At 62.2% G+C, this 16,767-nt stretch carries 19 protein-coding genes; 17 read left to right on the top strand and 2 right to left on the bottom strand.

Features of this window, described 5'->3' with window-relative positions:
* Nucleotides 1-136: 136 nt before the first annotated feature.
* Nucleotides 137-2,458, bottom strand: coding sequence for a CHASE2 domain-containing protein (locus tag H143_RS0106410; protein ID WP_019937408.1), 2,322 nt, complete (start codon nt 2,456-2,458; stop codon nt 137-139).
* A gap of 20 nt (nt 2,459-2,478) precedes the next feature.
* Nucleotides 2,479-3,216: a response regulator transcription factor gene (locus tag H143_RS20100; RefSeq protein WP_019937407.1), complete on the bottom strand. Its 738-nt coding sequence runs from the start codon at nt 3,214-3,216 to the stop codon at nt 2,479-2,481.
* Between the two features lie 513 nt (nt 3,217-3,729).
* Here H143_RS20100 and rpsL point away from each other — a divergent pair.
* The 17 genes from rpsL to H143_RS0106320 all read left to right on the top strand — a co-directional run bounded on the left by rpsL (nt 3,730) and on the right by H143_RS0106320 (nt 16,736).
* Nucleotides 3,730-4,107 (top strand): 30S ribosomal protein S12, encoded by a 378-nt coding sequence (gene rpsL / locus H143_RS0106400; RefSeq protein WP_019937406.1) that lies wholly within the window; start codon nt 3,730-3,732, stop codon nt 4,105-4,107.
* 184 nt (nt 4,108-4,291) lie between these two features.
* On the top strand, nt 4,292-4,762 hold the full coding sequence (rpsG, locus tag H143_RS0106395) for a 30S ribosomal protein S7 (RefSeq protein ID WP_019937405.1): 471 nt from the start codon (nt 4,292-4,294) through the stop codon (nt 4,760-4,762).
* Between the two features lie 18 nt (nt 4,763-4,780).
* Nucleotides 4,781-6,883 carry an elongation factor G gene (gene fusA / locus H143_RS0106390; RefSeq protein WP_019937404.1) on the top strand — a complete coding sequence of 701 codons (2,103 nt, stop codon included), beginning with the start codon at nt 4,781-4,783 and terminating at the stop codon, nt 6,881-6,883.
* Between the two features lie 80 nt (nt 6,884-6,963).
* The gene (gene tuf / locus H143_RS0106385; RefSeq protein ID WP_019937403.1) at nt 6,964-8,154 is read left to right on the top strand and encodes an elongation factor Tu; all 1,191 of its coding nucleotides are present in this window, start codon (nt 6,964-6,966) and stop codon (nt 8,152-8,154) included.
* A gap of 157 nt (nt 8,155-8,311) precedes the next feature.
* Nucleotides 8,312-8,623 carry a 30S ribosomal protein S10 gene (rpsJ, locus tag H143_RS0106380; protein ID WP_019937402.1) on the top strand — a complete coding sequence of 104 codons (312 nt, stop codon included), beginning with the start codon at nt 8,312-8,314 and terminating at the stop codon, nt 8,621-8,623.
* A gap of 318 nt (nt 8,624-8,941) precedes the next feature.
* Complete coding sequence (gene rplC / locus H143_RS0106375) at nt 8,942-9,631, top strand: 50S ribosomal protein L3 (RefSeq protein WP_026349787.1); 690 nt, start codon at nt 8,942-8,944, stop codon at nt 9,629-9,631.
* 3 nt (nt 9,632-9,634) lie between these two features.
* Nucleotides 9,635-10,252 carry a 50S ribosomal protein L4 gene (rplD, locus tag H143_RS0106370; RefSeq protein WP_019937400.1) on the top strand — a complete coding sequence of 206 codons (618 nt, stop codon included), beginning with the start codon at nt 9,635-9,637 and terminating at the stop codon, nt 10,250-10,252.
* Nucleotides 10,249-10,545, top strand: coding sequence for a 50S ribosomal protein L23 (gene rplW, locus H143_RS0106365; protein WP_019937399.1), 297 nt, complete (start codon nt 10,249-10,251; stop codon nt 10,543-10,545). The genes rplD and rplW overlap by 4 nt, the downstream gene beginning before the upstream one ends.
* Complete coding sequence (gene rplB, locus H143_RS0106360; RefSeq protein ID WP_019937398.1) at nt 10,546-11,373, top strand: 50S ribosomal protein L2; 828 nt, start codon at nt 10,546-10,548, stop codon at nt 11,371-11,373.
* Nucleotides 11,374-11,385: 12 nt separating this feature from the next.
* Entirely contained in the window at nt 11,386-11,661 is a 276-nt protein-coding gene (gene rpsS / locus H143_RS0106355) for a 30S ribosomal protein S19 (RefSeq protein WP_019937397.1), read from the top strand.
* Nucleotides 11,662-11,671: 10 nt separating this feature from the next.
* Nucleotides 11,672-12,001 carry a 50S ribosomal protein L22 gene (gene rplV, locus H143_RS0106350; protein ID WP_019937396.1) on the top strand — a complete coding sequence of 110 codons (330 nt, stop codon included), beginning with the start codon at nt 11,672-11,674 and terminating at the stop codon, nt 11,999-12,001.
* A 9-nt stretch (nt 12,002-12,010) separates the two neighbouring features.
* A complete protein-coding gene (gene rpsC, locus H143_RS0106345) occupies nt 12,011-12,802 on the top strand; it encodes a 30S ribosomal protein S3 (RefSeq protein WP_019937395.1) in 792 nt (263 codons plus the stop codon).
* Nucleotides 12,803-12,804: 2 nt separating this feature from the next.
* On the top strand, nt 12,805-13,221 hold the full coding sequence (gene rplP / locus H143_RS0106340) for a 50S ribosomal protein L16 (protein ID WP_019937394.1): 417 nt from the start codon (nt 12,805-12,807) through the stop codon (nt 13,219-13,221).
* Between the two features lie 12 nt (nt 13,222-13,233).
* Nucleotides 13,234-13,425, top strand: coding sequence for a 50S ribosomal protein L29 (gene rpmC / locus H143_RS0106335; protein WP_019937393.1), 192 nt, complete (start codon nt 13,234-13,236; stop codon nt 13,423-13,425).
* 2 nt (nt 13,426-13,427) lie between these two features.
* The gene (gene rpsQ, locus H143_RS0106330) at nt 13,428-13,706 is read left to right on the top strand and encodes a 30S ribosomal protein S17 (RefSeq protein ID WP_019937392.1); all 279 of its coding nucleotides are present in this window, start codon (nt 13,428-13,430) and stop codon (nt 13,704-13,706) included.
* A 201-nt stretch (nt 13,707-13,907) separates the two neighbouring features.
* Nucleotides 13,908-15,269: a glutamine synthetase gene (locus tag H143_RS0106325; protein ID WP_155803539.1), complete on the top strand. Its 1,362-nt coding sequence runs from the start codon at nt 13,908-13,910 to the stop codon at nt 15,267-15,269.
* 78 nt (nt 15,270-15,347) lie between these two features.
* The gene (locus H143_RS0106320) at nt 15,348-16,736 is read left to right on the top strand and encodes an aldehyde dehydrogenase family protein (protein WP_019937390.1); all 1,389 of its coding nucleotides are present in this window, start codon (nt 15,348-15,350) and stop codon (nt 16,734-16,736) included.
* Nucleotides 16,737-16,767 lie beyond the last annotated feature (31 nt).

The following is a 16,767-nucleotide window of genomic DNA, read 5'->3' as shown; positions in this document are numbered from 1 at the left end:
GCTGTCTGCGCGTGCTCCGGCCGTAGCCGAGGCATACGACAAAAAAGCCGCCGGAAAAACCGGCGGCTTTTTTATTTTCATACGACCTTGAGGTAAACCTATTCGGGTCCGGCGGCCCAAGGCTGCGCCACGATGCTCACGCCGCGCGTTCGTCGATGCGGGCGATTTCGTCTTCCGTGTAGGCAGGCAGCCGCAGGATGAAAGTGGAGCCGGCGCCGGGCTGGCTGTCCACCTCGATGCTGCCGCCGTGACGGGCCGCCACGGTGCTGACAAAGGCCAGGCCCAGGCCCGCCCCGTTGCTGTCATTGCGTGCAGCCGGACCCACGCGCGTGAAGGGCTGAAAGATGTTCGGGAGATCTTCCTGCTCGATACCCAGGCCGCTGTCGGCGATGCAGATTAACCAGCTCGCACCCTCGCACTGCAGGGAAATCCGCACCCGCCCGCCACCGGGCGTGTACTTGACCGCGTTGTCGATCAAGTTGCATATGGCACGCAGCAATAAAGCACGGTCGCCGCGGATCAGGGCGTGGTGCGGATCGTCGCCGAAGGACAGGTCCACACGGCGCGCCTGGGCCAGACCCCAGAAATCGTCCATGGCCTCGTGCAGCAGCATGTCCACGTCGATGACCACGTGCGCAAGGCGTACCGATTCGGCGCGGGTCAGATGCACGAAGTCATCGACCAGCCGCAGGGTACGCCGCGCCAGCTGGCCGATGCGCGACCAGGCATCATGCTGTTTCTTCGGATCGCTTTCCTGGCTGTTCAGGTAGACCAGCGCAAGGATGGAGTTCTGAGGCGCGCGCATGTCGTGCGAAACGAAACGCAAGGTCTCCTCGCGCTTGCTCTCTGCCAGGCGTATTGCGCTGATATCGTTGAACGTGACGACCGTCCCGGCGAACTCGCCGGAGCTGATGTGGATAGGCGCGCATTTAAGGATGACGCTGCGGCCTTGGCGGTCCTGAATCTCCATGTTCAGGCGCCAGGGCGACGCGTCGGACTGCCGGCCGGTGAGGGCAGGGCCGACCTCGCCCAGCACGGCGGGATCGGAAACGAGTTGTTCCAACAGCCAGGCAGTCGATTGGCCCAGGCGCGGCGCGCGCAGCGCAAGGTCGCGGAAATAGGCCAGCGCGGCGCGGTTGCGCATGCGCAGGCGTCCGTCTTCATCGGAGACGAAGACCGGGTCGGTGATGCCGTCGAAGCCGTCGACCAGAAAGCGCCGCAGGTTGCGCACACGCGTCAGTGCCTGTCGCAGTTCAAGCAGACGCGCACCCATGGCGTCCTTGCTCGGGCGCGCCGGCAACTGCGCCTCGCCGAGTATGGGCGGATATTCCTCCCGCAGCCGTTGCAGCTCCCTGTCTATATCGCCGAGCACGGCCTCCTGCTGACGCCAGCACCATAGCGGATAGCATACGATCAGCATGAGAACCGCCGCCGAAGGCGCCATCCAGTAATGCGCATAGTTCAAGGCCGCGAACGCCGCGGCCATTGTTAGAGCGGCCGCAGCCAGTGATAGCAGCAGGGCGCCGCGCGGCGGCATGCGGCGTAAGGCCAGGCACGCCAGCAGGGCGCACAATGCGGTAACCAAGGCAGTGAGCCATGCCGGTGCGGTGCGGATCATGAGATCGTCCCGGGCGGCCTGCAGCTGTTCGCCCAGCAGCTCTACGCCGCTCAGCCGCCCCATCGGCGTGGGAAAGCGGCGCGCCCAGCTGTCGGGCTGCGAACCCACCAGCACGTATTTGCCGCGGATCTGCGCTGCGGTAACTTGCCCGCGCAGCACTTGCAGATAGGATGCGACGCGCATGTGGCCTGAGGGGCCGACGTAATCGATGCCGGTGGTGCCGCCCGGCCCGGCCTGCCTCAATATCGTGTCCGCCTTGCTTTTCTCGCCGCCCGCGGCAAGCAGGGCCAGCACCACATACCGGCAATTGCGGCCGTCTTGCAGATGCGTACTCCATTGCACGCGGCGGATGATGCCGTCGTTGTCCGGCATGCTGTTCAGATAGCCCGTGCCCGCGGCCGCCGCGGCCAACTTGTCATTGGCAAGATCGTTTCGGGTGGGGGCGGCCAGGTGGTCGAGCACGGCGGGCAGCACGACATGGCCGTTGCGCTGGATGGCCTGGAGCAGCAGCGCGTCGTCCCGCGGATTGGTTGCGGACTCGTTGGGAAGCAGGCCAACGGCACGCGCGCCCTGCAGCTTGCCCAGCAGCTGAACGAGAACACTGCGTGGCCATGGCCACGGACCCAATGCGTCCAGCGATGCATTGTCGACGGTGACCAGAAGAATGTCGGGCGAGGCCGGCCGGCTCGACCAGGCCATGGCTTGGTCATAGAGACTTTGGTCGAAACGGCCCAGGCCGTTAAAGGAGCCCAGTAGGGCGGCCACGACGACCAGCAGGCCGATAAGCAACTGGTCGGCCGACCAATTCAGGCGCCTTCGGCGTCTTTGTGTCTGGGCCATGTCAGCGCATCCGGAGCGACTCAGGGCACGATGGGGAACGGGGAAACGCGTTCGCCGGCTTCCTGTTCGGAAAGATGCACCAGATCGAGGCGGTAGCCGAGCGCGTAGGAGGAACTCAGGCGCACGCCGTGCTGCGCGCGCAGTTGCAGCTTCTGGCGGATATTGGACAGATGCGTGTCCAGCGTGCGGGAGGTGGCGGGAATCTCGCGGTTCCATACGCTCTCGGCGAGCACGTCGCGCGACAGCAGGCGGCCGATGTTGCGAAAGAACAGCACCGCAAGGTCGAACTCCTTGGGTGCCAGCACGATGTTGCGGCCGTCCAGGGTGATGAAGCGCTCTGCCGGGTCGATGCGATAGGCGCCGACCGTGAAAGCGGCCTCAGCCGCCTGCACGGGCTGGGCGCGGCGAAGCAGGGCGCTGATGCGGGCCAAGAGCTCGGCGTGGCGCAAGGGCTTGGAGATGAAGTCGTCGGCGCCGGCCTGCAGGCCTTGCACTACCTCCTCTTCCTGGCTGCGGCTGGTGAGCAGGATGACGGGGATGGCATAGCCGAAGTGGTTGCGCAGATGCCGAAGTACTTCGTCCCCATTCATGTCGGGCAGTTGCCAATCGAGCAGCACCAGATCATAAGTGATGTTGCGCATGGCGCCCAGCAAGTCGACGCTCTGCTGGAAGCTGTCGCAGTGGTAGCCGGCCGAGGCCAAGACCTGCTGAATTTGACGGGCCTGGTCCAGGTCGTCCTCGAGCGATGCGATCTTCATAGGTTTGCGCTTGTTGGTGAGACAACAAATGATGCAAACCTATGAACGGCTCCATCTTTACATCTCTTAAGGTTTGTAAAGAGCAAAGCGTGAAGATTTGATAAATATTACGTCTCAATACATTCATGAGATTTCGGTAACAACGGAGGGGCTTGGGAGACGAGAGCTAAGGCCGCCAGGATTTTCCCCTCGTTCAAAGGGTTCTCCCGCCTATCTTTCTTTGACAAACGCACTTGCCTGAGCTAAGCTTTCGGGCTCACTGCTACATTTGCGAATAAAAGGATGGCCGGTGCGATTTTTCGCCTGGACGCTCCGGTTTTCGCAATGTGCCGTTTCAGTCTGCGCTCGATAAGATTTGCGAGCGCGATGCCTGCAAATCCTTCTTCAAATGCGGGCATGGCCGAAGCGAGAGCCGCTCTTTTACGTATGCGACATGGTGCGACGGAAAACGGGCGGGTCTGTGTGAGCTGCCTACACATCCAGTGGTAATACGTAAAAGGAATTCCCGAGGCCATGCCTACCATCAGCCAACTCGTGCGCAAGCCGCGCGAAGTCAGCATCATCAAGAGCAAGAGCCCTGCGCTCGAAAATTGCCCGCAGCGCCGTGGCGTCTGCACGCGCGTCTACACCACCACCCCCAAGAAGCCGAACTCGGCGCTGCGTAAAGTCGCCAAGGTGCGCCTGACCAATGGTTTCGAGGTCATCTCGTACATTGGCGGCGAAGGCCACAATCTGCAGGAGCACTCGGTGGTGCTGGTGCGCGGCGGTCGTGTCAAGGACTTGCCGGGTGTGCGCTACCACATCGTGCGCGGTTCGCTGGACCTGCAAGGCGTGAAAGACCGCAAGCAGTCGCGCTCCAAGTACGGTGCCAAGCGCCCCAAGAAGGCCTGATTTCCTGAGGCCGATCAGCAGTCATAAACCCGCAAGACCCGAACGGCAAACTGCCGCGAGGAACGTGCAAACGCACAGCATCGTTGGATGCGTGTGGACCGTAAGGGGCCATTTGAATGAATGGCCACGGCCGTGGGGTCGAACAAACCCGCGGTTCAACTGAATAGACACAAGGAAGTAAGAAATGCCCCGTCGCCGCGAAGTCCCCAAGCGCGAGATCCTGCCCGATCCGAAGTTCGGCAGCGTCGAACTCGCCAAGTTCATGAACGTTGTGATGCTGGACGGCAAGAAAGCCGTCGCCGAGCGCATCGTCTACGGTGCCCTCGAGCAGGTCCAGAACAAGACTGGCAAAGAGCCGCTGGAAGTCTTTTCTCTGGCCATCAACAATATCAAGCCCATCGTCGAAGTGAAGAGCCGTCGTGTGGGTGGCGCCAACTACCAGGTGCCGGTCGAAGTGCGCCCCGTGCGCCGCCTGGCCCTGGCCATGCGCTGGCTGCGCGAAGCCGCCAAGAAGCGCGGCGAGAAGTCCATGGACCTGCGTCTGGCCGGCGAACTGATCGACGCCTCCGAAAGCCGCGGCGCCGCAATGAAGAAGCGTGAAGACACGCACAAGATGGCCGAAGCCAACAAGGCATTCAGCCATTTCCGCTGGTAATACAAGGAATACCGAATCATGGCCCGCAAAACCCCGATCGAGCGCTATCGCAACATTGGTATCAGCGCTCACATCGACGCTGGCAAGACCACCACGACCGAACGCATCCTGTTCTACACCGGCGTCAACCACAAGTTGGGCGAAGTGCATGACGGCGCGGCGACGACCGACTGGATGGAGCAGGAGCAAGAGCGTGGCATCACCATCACCTCGGCGGCCGTGACCTGCTTCTGGAAGGGGATGGACCTGTCCTACCCCGAACACCGCTTCAACATCATCGACACCCCGGGACACGTGGACTTCACCATCGAGGTGGAGCGTTCCATGCGCGTGCTCGACGGCGCCTGCATGGTGTACTGCGCTGTGGGTGGCGTGCAGCCGCAGTCCGAGACCGTGTGGCGTCAGGCCAATAAGTACAATGTGCCGCGTCTGGCGTTCGTCAACAAGATGGACCGTACCGGCGCCAACTTCTTCAAGGTCTACGACCAGATGAAGCTGCGCCTGAAAGCCAACCCCGTGCCCGTCGTCATCCCGATCGGCGCCGAAGAAAACTTCAAGGGCGTGGTCGATCTGGTGAAGATGAAGGCTATCTTCTGGGATGAGGCTTCCCAGGGCATGAAGTTCGACTACGCGGACATCCCGGCCGAACTGGCCGCGGACGCCAAGAAGTGGCGCGAGAACATGGTCGAGGCCGCCGCCGAGTCCGGCGAAGAACTGATGAACAAGTATCTCGAAGAGGGCGACCTCAACGAGGACGACATCAAGCAGGGGCTGCGCGTTCGCACCATCTCGACTGAAATCCAGCCCATGCTGTGCGGTACTGCGTTCAAGAACAAGGGCGTGCAGCGCATGCTCGACGCGGTTATCGACTACCTGCCTTCGCCCGTAGATATTCCTCCCGTCAAAGGCACCGACGAGGACGACAACCCCACCGTCCGCAAGGCTGACGATAGCGAAAAATTCTCCTCCCTGGCGTTCAAGCTGATGACCGACCCTTTCGTCGGCCAGTTGACCTTCGTGCGCGTCTATTCGGGCGTGCTGAAGAAGGGCGACACGGTGCTCAACACCGTCAAGGGCAAGAAAGAACGTATCGGCCGTATCGTGCAGATGATGGCCAACGACCGTATCGAGATTGACGAGATCGTCGCTGGCGACATCGCCGCTTGCGTGGGCCTGAAGGAAGTGACGACGGGCGAAACGCTGAGCGACCCGAGCGCCGCCATCGTGCTGGAGCGCATGGTGTTCCCTGAGCCCGTGATTTCGCAGGCCGTGGAACCCAAGACCAAGGCCGACCAGGAAAAAATGGGCATTGCGCTGCAGCGCCTGGCTTCCGAGGATCCTTCGTTCCGTGTTCGCACCGATGAAGAGTCGGGCCAGACCATCATTTCCGGCATGGGCGAGTTGCACCTGGAAATCATCGTCGACCGCATGAAGCGCGAATTCGGCGTGGAAGCCAACGTCGGCAAGCCCCAGGTGGCCTACCGCGAAACCATACGCAAGACTGTCGAAGAAGCCGAAGGCAAGTTCGTCAAGCAGTCGGGCGGCCGCGGCCAGTACGGCCACGCCGTGCTCAAGGTCGAGCCCCTGCCTCCCGGCGGCGGTTACGAGTTCGTCGACGCGATCAAGGGCGGCGTGGTGCCTCGCGAGTTCATCCCCGCGGTGGACAAGGGCATCCAGGAAACCCTGCCGGCCGGCATCCTCGCGGGCTTCCCCGTCGTGGACGTGAAGGTCACGCTGCACTTCGGTTCGTACCACGACGTGGACTCGAACGAAAACGCGTTCAAGATGGCCGGTTCGATGGCGTTCAAGGAAGGCATGCGCAAGGCCAGCCCGGTTCTGCTCGAGCCCATGATGGCCGTTGAAGTCGAAACGCCCGAAGACTACGCCGGTACCGTGATGGGTGACCTGTCATCCCGCCGCGGTATGGTGCAGGGCATGGACGACATGGTCGGCGGCGGCAAGATCATCAAGGCCGAGGTTCCCCTGGCCGAGATGTTCGGCTATTCGACCTCGCTGCGTTCGGCGACCCAGGGTCGCGCCACGTACACGATGGAGTTCAAGCACTACGCCGAAGCTCCCAAGAACGTGGCCGACGAGGTCATCGCCGCTCGCGCCAAGTAAACATCTACCCATGACCGCGTCCCGGCGTCGGGACGCGGCAACCCAACAATTTTTTTCCTTGCAATCAAAGGACAGAGATCATGGCAAAAGGCAAGTTTGAGCGTACCAAGCCGCACGTGAACGTGGGTACGATTGGTCACGTTGACCACGGCAAAACGACGTTGACGGCGGCGATCACGACGGTGCTGTCGAGCAAGTTTGGTGGAGAAGCGAAGGGCTACGACCAGATTGATGCGGCCCCGGAAGAGAAGGCGCGCGGCATCACGATCAACACGGCGCACGTGGAGTACGAGACGCAGAACCGTCACTACGCGCACGTGGATTGCCCGGGACACGCGGACTACGTCAAGAACATGATTACCGGGGCCGCCCAGATGGACGGGGCGATTCTGGTGGTGTCGGCCGCCGACGGCCCGATGCCCCAGACGCGCGAGCACATTTTGCTCTCGCGCCAAGTGGGCGTGCCGTACATCATCGTGTTCCTGAACAAGGCGGACATGGTGGACGATGCCGAGCTGCTCGAGCTGGTGGAAATGGAAGTGCGCGAGCTGCTCTCGAAGTACGATTTTCCGGGCGATGACACCCCGATCGTCAAGGGTTCGGCCAAGCTGGCGCTCGAGGGCGACAAGGGCGAGCTGGGCGAGCAGGCGATCATGGCGCTGGCCGATGCGCTGGACACGTACATCCCGACGCCTGAGCGCGCTGTGGACGGCGCTTTCCTGATGCCGGTCGAAGACGTGTTCTCGATCTCGGGTCGTGGCACGGTGGTGACCGGCCGTGTCGAGCGTGGCATTGTCAAGGTGGGCGAAGAAATCGAGATCGTCGGTATCAAGCCCACGCTCAAGACCACCTGCACGGGCGTGGAGATGTTCCGCAAGCTGCTGGACCAGGGCCAGGCCGGAGACAACGTCGGTATTTTGCTGCGCGGCACCAAGCGTGAAGAAGTCGAGCGTGGCCAGGTGCTGGCCAAGCCCGGTTCGATCACCCCGCACACCGAGTTCACGGCCGAGGTGTACATTCTGTCCAAGGATGAAGGCGGTCGCCACACGCCGTTCTTCAATGGTTATCGTCCCCAGTTTTACTTCCGCACCACGGATGTGACCGGCACGATCGACCTGCCCAAGGACAAAGAGATGGTGCTGCCGGGCGATAACGTGACGATGACGGTCAAACTGCTGGCCCCGATCGCCATGGAAGAAGGCCTGCGCTTTGCTATCCGCGAAGGCGGACGTACCGTCGGCGCCGGCGTCGTCGCTAAAATCATCGCCTAAGCGGCAGGGTCCAGGTCCCCATGAAAATGGGGCGCCTATTCCACTGGGCCTGCGAATCGTATAGACTTTCGTGTTTGGCTTTGACTGCCGACCACTTAAGTCGATTTCACAGGCCAAAAACCCACGCTCCGGGTTAAATCGTTCTTTAGGAAATTTCATGAAAAACCAGAAGATCCGCATCCGCTTGAAAGCCTTCGATTACAAGCTGATCGATCAATCCGCCGCTGAGATCGTCGAGACCGCCAAGCGCACCGGCGCCGTGGTCCGTGGCCCCGTGCCCCTGCCCACCCGCATCCGCCGCTACGATGTGCTGCGTTCGCCTCACGTGAACAAGACCTCGCGCGACCAGTTCGAAATCCGCACCCATCAACGCCTGATGGACATCGTGGACCCCACCGATAAGACGGTCGACGCGCTGATGCGCCTGGACCTGCCGGCCGGCGTCGACGTGGAAATCGCGCTGCAGTAAGGCCGAACCAGCCCCGCTCAAAGAGGGCGGGGTTGAAAAAAGCCGGACTTTTCCGAAAGTCCGGCTTTTTTCATCAGTGCAAGAGCGCACGCAGCATGCTTTTTCCACAATGCCTGAATCCGAGCAACAGACCTTGCAAAATCAAGGTTTGCCATGCTAAGATGCAAAGCTTGCCATTTTGTGGTGAGCCTTTATGCATATTGAATGCGCAAAGGCAAATTTGTAGGGTTCGATGCCTTTACTGTCGAATCCGATTAGCCCCGACCAATCGCAGTTGGGAATGCAAAACCTGGGGCCATTGGCCCTGTGGAGAAAACAATGTCGAATACGACATCCACGCCCGCCGCTTTCCGGCTGGGTCTGGTGGGTCGCAAGGTCGGCATGACCCGTGTGTTCACGGAAGATGGCGAGTCCATCCCCGTGACCGTGCTGGACGTGTCGAACAACCGCGTAGCCCAGGTGAAGTCGCCGGAAAATGACGGCTATGCCGCCGTCCAGCTGGCTTACGGCACCCGTCGTGCCTCGCGCGTCGCCAAGGCGCAAGCGGGCCACTACGCCAAGGCCGGCATCGAAGCCGGTAGCATCCTCAAAGAATTCCGCCTGGATCCTTCCAAGGCCGCCGAATTTACGGCGGGCTCGGTCGTTGCCGTGGAGTCCGTGTTCGAAGCCGGCCAACAGGTCGACGTGACGGGCACCACTATCGGTAAGGGCTTCGCCGGCACGATCAAGCGCCACCACTTCGGTTCGCAGCGCGCTTCGCACGGTAACTCGCGTTCGCACCGCGTTCCCGGCTCGATCGGTCAGGCGCAGGATCCCGGTCGCATTTTCCCCGGCAAGCGCATGTCCGGCCACTTGGGCGATGTTACGCGCACCGTCCAGAACCTGGACGTCGTCCGTGTCGACGCCGAACGCGGCCTGCTGCTCGTCAAGGGCGCCGTACCCGGCTCGGCCGGCGGCGACGTCGTCGTGCGTCCGGCCATCAAGGCCCCCGCCAAGCAGGGAGCATAAGCAATGGACATCAAGCTCCTGAACGAACAAGGTCAATCGACCACGTTTAGCGCGCCCGACACCGTGTTCGGCCGCGACTACAACGAAGCGCTGGTTCATCAGATCGTGGTGGCCTACCAGGCCAATGCCCGCAGCGGCAACCGCGCCCAGAAGGACCGTGCCGAAGTCAAGCACAGCACCAAGAAGCCCTGGCGCCAAAAAGGCACCGGCCGCGCTCGCGCCGGCATGACCTCCTCGCCGCTGTGGCGCGGAGGCGGCCGCATCTTCCCGAACTCGCCTGAAGAAAACTTCGGCCAGAAAGTCAACAAGAAGATGTACCGCGCCGGTATCCGCTCGATTCTGTCGCAGCTGGCCCGCGAAGACCGCATCGCCGTCGTCGACACGTTCGCGCTCGAATCGCCCAAGACCAAGCTGGCTGCGGCCAAGCTCAAGACCATGGGCCTGGATTCGGTGCTGATCATCACCGACAACGTCGATGAGAACGTTTACCTCGCCACCCGCAACCTGCCGCACGTTGCCGTGGTCGAACCCCGCTATGCCGACCCGCTGTCGCTGATCCACTACAAGAAGGTGCTGATCACCAAGCCGGCCATCGCGCAACTCGAGGAGATGCTGGGATGAACGCCGAACGCTTGATGCAAGTCATTCTTGCCCCGATTGTGACCGAAAAGGCCACCTTCGTTGCCGAGAAGAACAATCAGATCGCCTTCCGCGTCGTGGCTGACGCCACCAAGCCGGAAATCAAGGCTGCCGTCGAACTGCTCTTCAAGGTGCAGGTCGAGTCCGTGCAGGTTCTCAATCGCAAAGGCAAAGAGAAGCGCTTCGGTCGCTTCGTCGGTCGCCGCCGCAACGAGCGCAAGGCCTATGTCTCGCTCGTCGCCGGTCAGGAAATCGACTTTGCGGAGGTGAAGTAAATGGCCCTCGTAAAAACGAAACCGACATCGGCCGGCCGCCGCGGCATGGTCAAGGTGGTGCACCCCAATCTGCACAAGGGTGCTCCCGAAGCCTCGCTGCTCGAGAAGCAGATCCGTGGTTCGGGCCGTAACAACAACGGCCACATCACCGTTCGCCACAAGGGCGGCGGTCACAAGCAGCACTACCGCGTCGTGGATTTCCGTCGCAACAAGGACGGCATTCCCGCCAAGGTCGAGCGCCTCGAATACGATCCCAACCGCACGGCGCACATCGCGCTGCTGTGTTATGCCGACGGCGAGCGCCGCTACATCATCGCCCCGCGCGGTCTGGAAGTGGGCGCCACGCTGGTCTCGGGCATCGAAGCCCCGATCCGCGCCGGTAACACGCTGCCCATCCGCAACATCCCGGTCGGTACCACGATCCACTGCATCGAGATGCTGCCCGGCAAGGGTGCCCAGATGGCCCGCTCGGCCGGCGCATCCGCCGTGCTGCTGGCTCGCGAAGGCATCTACGCCCAGGTTCGACTGCGCTCGGGTGAAGTGCGCCGCGTGCACATCGAGTGCCGCGCCACCATCGGTGAAGTGAGCAACGAAGAACACAGCCTGCGCCAGATCGGCAAGGCCGGCGCGATGCGTTGGCGCGGTGTCCGCCCGACGGTTCGCGGCGTGGCCATGAACCCGGTCGATCACCCGCACGGTGGTGGTGAAGGCCGCACTGGCGAAGGCGGCGTGCCCGTCAGCCCGTGGGGTACCCCGGCCAAGGGTTACAAGACCCGCCGTAACAAGCGGACGGACAGCATGATCGTCCAACGTCGCAAGCGCAAGTAAGAGGCGAACACTATGTCACGTTCGATCAAGAAGGGCCCGTTTGTCGACGCTCACCTTATCAAGAAGGTGGACGCGGCCGTTGCGGGCAAAGACAAGAAGCCGATCAAGACCTGGTCGCGCCGTTCCACGATTCTGCCCGAGTTCATCGGTCTGACGATTGCCGTGCACAACGGCAAGCAACACATTCCTGTGTATGTCAACGAGAACATGGTCGGTCACAAGCTTGGCGAGTTCGCCCTGACCCGTACGTTCAAGGGTCACGCTGCGGATAAGAAGGCCAAGAGGTAAGGGATAAGCCATGGAAACTACTGCCATTATCCGTGGGGTGCATATCTCGGCGCAGAAGACTCGCCTGGTCGCGGACCTGATCCGCGGCAAGTCGGTCGCTCAAGCGCTGAACATCCTCACCTTCTCGCCGAAGAAGGCCGCCGGCATCCTGAAAAAGGCTGTCGAGTCCGCCATCGCCAACGCCGAGCATAACGACGGCGCCGACATCGACGAACTGAAGGTCACCACGATTTACGTGGACAAGGCCGAGTCGATGAAGCGTTTTTCGGCTCGCGCCAAAGGCCGCGGCAACCGTATCGAGAAGCAGACCTGCCACATCACGGTCAAGGTCGGAGCTTAAGGAGTCAAGATGGGTCAGAAAATACATCCCACTGGGTTCCGTCTCGCGGTCACCCGTAATTGGACCTCGCGTTGGTACGCCGACGACAAGGCTTTCGGCGGCATGCTCGCTGAAGATATCCGCGTGCGCGAATATCTGAAGAAGAAGCTCAAGAGCGCATCGGTCGGTCGCGTGATCATCGAGCGTCCTGCCAAGAATGCCCGCATCACCGTCTACTCGGCGCGTCCGGGCGTGGTGATCGGCAAGCGCGGCGAGGATATCGAAAACCTCAAGAGCGACCTGCAGCGCCTGATGGGCGTGCCCGTGCACGTCAATATCGAGGAAATCCGCAAGCCGGAAACCGATGCTCAGCTGATCGCCGATTCGATCACCCAGCAGCTCGAAAAGCGCATCATGTTCCGCCGCGCCATGAAGCGCGCCATGCAGAACGCCATGCGCCTAGGCGCCCAGGGCATCAAGATCATGAGTTCGGGCCGTCTGAACGGCATCGAAATCGCGCGTACCGAGTGGTATCGCGAAGGTCGGGTGCCGCTGCATACGCTGAAGGCGAACATCGACTACGGTACCTCCGAAGCCCACACCACGTACGGCGTGGTTGGCGTCAAGGTCTGGGTCTACAAGGGCGATCTGCTGGCCAATGGCGAGCTGCCCCCCGAAACCGCCGCTCCGCGTGAAGAAGAGCGTCGTCCGCGTCGCGCCCCTCGTGGCGACCGTCCGGAAGGCGCCCGTGCGGGCCGTCCTGGCGGCCGTGGCCGTGGTCCCCGCAAGGCGGACGCCGCTCCGGCTCCTGAAGGAGAATAAACATGCTTCAACCCGCTCGCAGGAAATATCGTAAAGAGCAGAAAGGCCGCAACACCGGCCTGGCTACGCGCGGCGCCGACGTTTCGTTTGGCGACTTCGGCCTGAAGGCCACCGGCCGTGGCCGTCTGACCGCCCGCCAGATCGAAGCTGCCCGTCGCGCCATCAACCGTCACATCAAGCGTGGCGGCCGTATCTGGATCCGTATCTTCCCCGACAAGCCGATCTCGCAGAAGCCTGCCGAAGTGCGTATGGGTAACGGTAAGGGCAACCCGGAATACTGGGTCGCCGAGATCCAGCCCGGCAAGGTGCTGTACGAAATGGAAGGTGTCAGTGAAGAGCTGGCGCGCGAGGCGTTCCGCTTGGCCGCTGCCAAGCTGCCGATCTCGACCACCTTCGTGTCGCGTCATATCGGTGCTTAAGGAGTAACGAATATGAAAGCTACCGAACTCCATACCAAGGACACCGCCGAGCTCGGCAAAGAGCTCGAAAGCCTGCTGAAGGCGCAGTTTGGTCTGCGCATGCAGAAGGCCACTCAGCAGCTCGCCAACACCAGCCAGCTGCGCAAAGTGCGCCGCGACATCGCGCGTGTGCGCACTGTGCTGGCCGAGAAGGCAGGGAAATAATCATGACCGAACAAACCACTCAAGTGGCCAAGCGCCAGCGCACGCTGGTTGGCAAGATCGTCAGCAACAAGATGGACAAGACTGTCGTGGTGCTCGTCGAGCGCCGGGTCAAGCACCCCATCTACGGCAAGATCGTCATGCGTTCGGCCAAGTACAAGGCGCACGACGAAGCCAACCAGTACAACGAAGGCGATACGGTCGAAATCGCCGAAGGCCGCCCCATCTCGCGCTCCAAGGCGTGGTCGGTGGTGCGCTTGATCGAGGCTGCCCGCATCATCTAAGCTGCCTGCAGTCTCGCAAAAAAGCCAGAGGAAGTCCTCTGGCTTTTTTTTGGCTGCGCGGTTCTTCCAGGAAAATGCCTACGCCTTGAGTCGCGCGACGGTGGTATGGTCGTGCCTGCAGTCAGGCGCGTGCCCTGGTGGCGCGTGGATCAATCACAATGGCCCATGGGTGGAACAATGCAAGAGCGCGCAGTGAAAACGGTGGTGGACGCAGTTGCGCTGGTCGAGGCCAGCGCATTGACGCATATCAAGGTGGGTCTGTCCGACATCGACGGTGTGATGCGGGGCAAGTACCTGCGCAAGGACAAATTCCTGTCCGCCCTCAAGTCGGGCCTGGGTTTCTGCAATGTTGTGCTGGGCTGGGACCTGGACGACCATCTGTACGACAACGTCAAGTACACCGGCTGGCACACCGCGTATCCGGATGCCCAGGTGCGCATCGTGCCCGAGAGCTGTCGCCGGCTGCCGCTGGAACCGGGACCGGGCGGCGAGGCCATGCTGTTCTTCCTTGCCGAGTTCGAGGGCGCTGCGGCGCAGGTCTGTCCGCGCCGACTGCTGCATCGCGTGCTGGAACGCGCCGACAGCCTGGGGTTCGATGCTTACGGCGCGCTCGAGTACGAATTCTTCATGTTCACCGAGACACCGCAATCGGTGCGCGAGAAGGGCTATCGCAACCTGCAGAACTGGACGCCGGGCAACTTCGGCTATTCGGTTCTGCGCAGCACGGTGGCGTCCGATTTCTATCGGCAGCTAAATGAGATGTGCGAAGCCATGGACATGCCCATTGAAGGCCTGCATACCGAAACCGGCCCCGGCGTGCTGGAAGCCGCGCTTGCGGTCGACCAGGTAGCCAGGGCGGCCGACAAAGGCTTTCTGTTCAAGACCTTTACCAAGGCGCTGGCGCAGCGCAACGGCATGATGGCGACGTTCATGGCCAAGTGGTCGCACGAGCATCCGGGCCAGAGCGGCCACATTCATTTATCGCTGCGCGACAAGCAGACGAACAAGTCGGCCTTCTTCGACGAAAGCCAGCCTTACGGCATGAGCAGGACCCAGGCCCGCTTCATGGCGGGTGTGCAGCGCTATCTGCCCGAGTTCATGGCGATGTACGCGCAGACGGTCAACAGCTATTCGCGCCTGGTACCGGGCTATTGGGCGCCGCTCGATGCCACTTGGGGCATGGAGAACCGCACCACGGCCCTGCGCCTGATTCCCGGCAGCGATACATCGCAGCGCGTGGAAGTGCGCATCGGCTCGGCCGATGCCAATCCCTATTTAGCCTTGGCTGCGGCGCTGGGCTCGGGCCTGTATGGCATCGAGAGGGAACTCGAGCCGGAACCCATGGTCCAGGGCAACGCTTACGCCCAGCAGTTCCCCGCGCACTTGAAGCTGCCCAACACGCTCTGGGATGCGGCGCAGCGTCTGCGCCAGTCCGATGTCGCGCGGACCTTGTTCGGCGAGGCCTTCGTCGAGCATTTCGCCGCCACGCGCGAGTGGGAGGAGCGCGAATTTCGCCGCCACGTCACCGACTGGGAACTGGCGCGCTACTTCGAAATCATCTGAAGCCCGGATGCATTGCGGCATGGCGCCCTTTTATGTTGTCATCCGCATTGCCGTGCATCGACCTCATATCGGACTCCCATGAAACAGGAACTCATTACCATCAGCCCTATCGACGGCCGTGAACTCGTGCGCCGTCCTTTCGCCAGCGAGGCCGAACTGTCGGCCCTGCTGGCCCGCGCCCAGACCGCGCAGCGCGAGTGGCGCTCGCTTGCGCTGACGCAGCGCAAGACCTTGGTCGGCGCGGCAATCGATCGTTTTGTCGCGATGAAGGAGGAGGTGGCCCAAGCGATCACCCGACAGATGGGGCGGCCGCTGCGCTATACGCCGGGCGAGGTCGACGGCTTTGCCGCACGCGCGCGGCACATGATGGAAATCGCCGACCAGGCCCTGGCGCCGGTGCAGGTTGCGCCGCAGGCCGGGTTTACGCGCTATATCAAACGCGAGCCGATCGGCGTCGTGCTGACCATCGCGCCATGGAACTATCCCTTGCTCACGGCGGTCAACAGCATTGTGCCCGCGCTGCTGGCCGGCAATACGGTGATCCTCAAGCATTCGGAGCAGACGCCCCTGTGCGCCGAGCTGATGCATCGCGCCTTCACCGAGGCGGGATTGCCGCAAGGCGTGTTCCAGTTCGTCCACGCCAACCACGAGATGACACAGCGACTGATCGCCGCGCCCGAGGTCGGGTACGTCTCCTTCACGGGGTCGGTCAACGGCGGGCGCATGGTCGAGGCGACGGCCGCCGGCCGGTTCATCGGCATGGGCCTGGAGCTGGGCGGTAACGACCCGGCCTATGTACGCGCGGATGCCAAGCTCGATCATGCGGTCGAGACGCTGGTCGACGGGGCCTTCTTCAATTCCGGTCAGTCGTGCTGCGGCATCCAGCGCATCTATGTGGCGCAGTCGCTTTACGGCGACTTTGTCGAGCAGGCTGCGGCGCTGACGCGGCAGTACGTGCTAGGCGACCCGATGCAAAGTGAAACCACGCTCGGGCCGCTGGTGCGCACATCGGCCGCCGACAGCGTGCGCAAGATCCTGGGCGAGGCGCTCGCGCGCGGTGCGCGCAATCTGATCGACGCGAATTTTTTCCCGGCTGCGCGCGAAGGCACGGCCTATATGGCGCCGGCCCTGCTGGTCGACGTGGACCACGGCATGACGCTGATGAACGACGAATGCTTCGGCCCGGTAGTGGGCATCATGCCGGTCAAGGACGACGACGAGGCGATCCGGTGGATGAACGACAGTCCCTATGGCCTGAGCGCGGCCGTATTCACCCAAGACCAGCAGGCCGCGGTGCGCATCGGCGATCGCGTAGCGACCGGGACGTTCTTCATGAACCGGTGCGACTACCTGGATCCGGCGCTGGCCTGGACCGGCGTCAAGAATACCGGGCGCGGTGCATCGCTGTCGGTAATCGGCTATGAGCACCTGACGCAGCCCAAGTCCTTCCATCTGCGCGCGCTCTGACGCGTTCAATCCTATTGTCAGACAAGGATGA

It is taken from the genome of Bordetella sp. FB-8, assembly GCF_000382185.1.
In the GTDB taxonomy this organism is placed as follows: domain Bacteria; phylum Pseudomonadota; class Gammaproteobacteria; order Burkholderiales; family Burkholderiaceae_B; genus Bordetella.
Note: the sequence above shows the minus strand (reverse complement) of the source record. Positions and strands in the feature narration are given on the sequence as shown.

What these genes read in the sequence shown, in the direction of transcription:
- H143_RS0106410 (WP_019937408.1), bottom strand. Translation starts at nt 2,458, where the DNA reads ATGGCCCAGACACAAAGACGCCGAAGGCGCCTGAATTGGTCGGCCGAC.
- H143_RS20100 (WP_019937407.1), bottom strand. Translation starts at nt 3,216, where the DNA reads ATGAAGATCGCATCGCTCGAGGACGACCTGGACCAGGCCCGTCAAATT.
- rpsL (WP_019937406.1), top strand. Translation starts at nt 3,730, where the DNA reads ATGCCTACCATCAGCCAACTCGTGCGCAAGCCGCGCGAAGTCAGCATC.
- rpsG (WP_019937405.1), top strand. Translation starts at nt 4,292, where the DNA reads ATGCCCCGTCGCCGCGAAGTCCCCAAGCGCGAGATCCTGCCCGATCCG.
- fusA (WP_019937404.1), top strand. Translation starts at nt 4,781, where the DNA reads ATGGCCCGCAAAACCCCGATCGAGCGCTATCGCAACATTGGTATCAGC.
- tuf (WP_019937403.1), top strand. Translation starts at nt 6,964, where the DNA reads ATGGCAAAAGGCAAGTTTGAGCGTACCAAGCCGCACGTGAACGTGGGT.
- rpsJ (WP_019937402.1), top strand. Translation starts at nt 8,312, where the DNA reads ATGAAAAACCAGAAGATCCGCATCCGCTTGAAAGCCTTCGATTACAAG.
- rplC (WP_026349787.1), top strand. Translation starts at nt 8,942, where the DNA reads ATGTCGAATACGACATCCACGCCCGCCGCTTTCCGGCTGGGTCTGGTG.
- rplD (WP_019937400.1), top strand. Translation starts at nt 9,635, where the DNA reads ATGGACATCAAGCTCCTGAACGAACAAGGTCAATCGACCACGTTTAGC.
- rplW (WP_019937399.1), top strand. Translation starts at nt 10,249, where the DNA reads ATGAACGCCGAACGCTTGATGCAAGTCATTCTTGCCCCGATTGTGACC.
- rplB (WP_019937398.1), top strand. Translation starts at nt 10,546, where the DNA reads ATGGCCCTCGTAAAAACGAAACCGACATCGGCCGGCCGCCGCGGCATG.
- rpsS (WP_019937397.1), top strand. Translation starts at nt 11,386, where the DNA reads ATGTCACGTTCGATCAAGAAGGGCCCGTTTGTCGACGCTCACCTTATC.
- rplV (WP_019937396.1), top strand. Translation starts at nt 11,672, where the DNA reads ATGGAAACTACTGCCATTATCCGTGGGGTGCATATCTCGGCGCAGAAG.
- rpsC (WP_019937395.1), top strand. Translation starts at nt 12,011, where the DNA reads ATGGGTCAGAAAATACATCCCACTGGGTTCCGTCTCGCGGTCACCCGT.
- rplP (WP_019937394.1), top strand. Translation starts at nt 12,805, where the DNA reads ATGCTTCAACCCGCTCGCAGGAAATATCGTAAAGAGCAGAAAGGCCGC.
- rpmC (WP_019937393.1), top strand. Translation starts at nt 13,234, where the DNA reads ATGAAAGCTACCGAACTCCATACCAAGGACACCGCCGAGCTCGGCAAA.
- rpsQ (WP_019937392.1), top strand. Translation starts at nt 13,428, where the DNA reads ATGACCGAACAAACCACTCAAGTGGCCAAGCGCCAGCGCACGCTGGTT.
- H143_RS0106320 (WP_019937390.1), top strand. Translation starts at nt 15,348, where the DNA reads ATGAAACAGGAACTCATTACCATCAGCCCTATCGACGGCCGTGAACTC.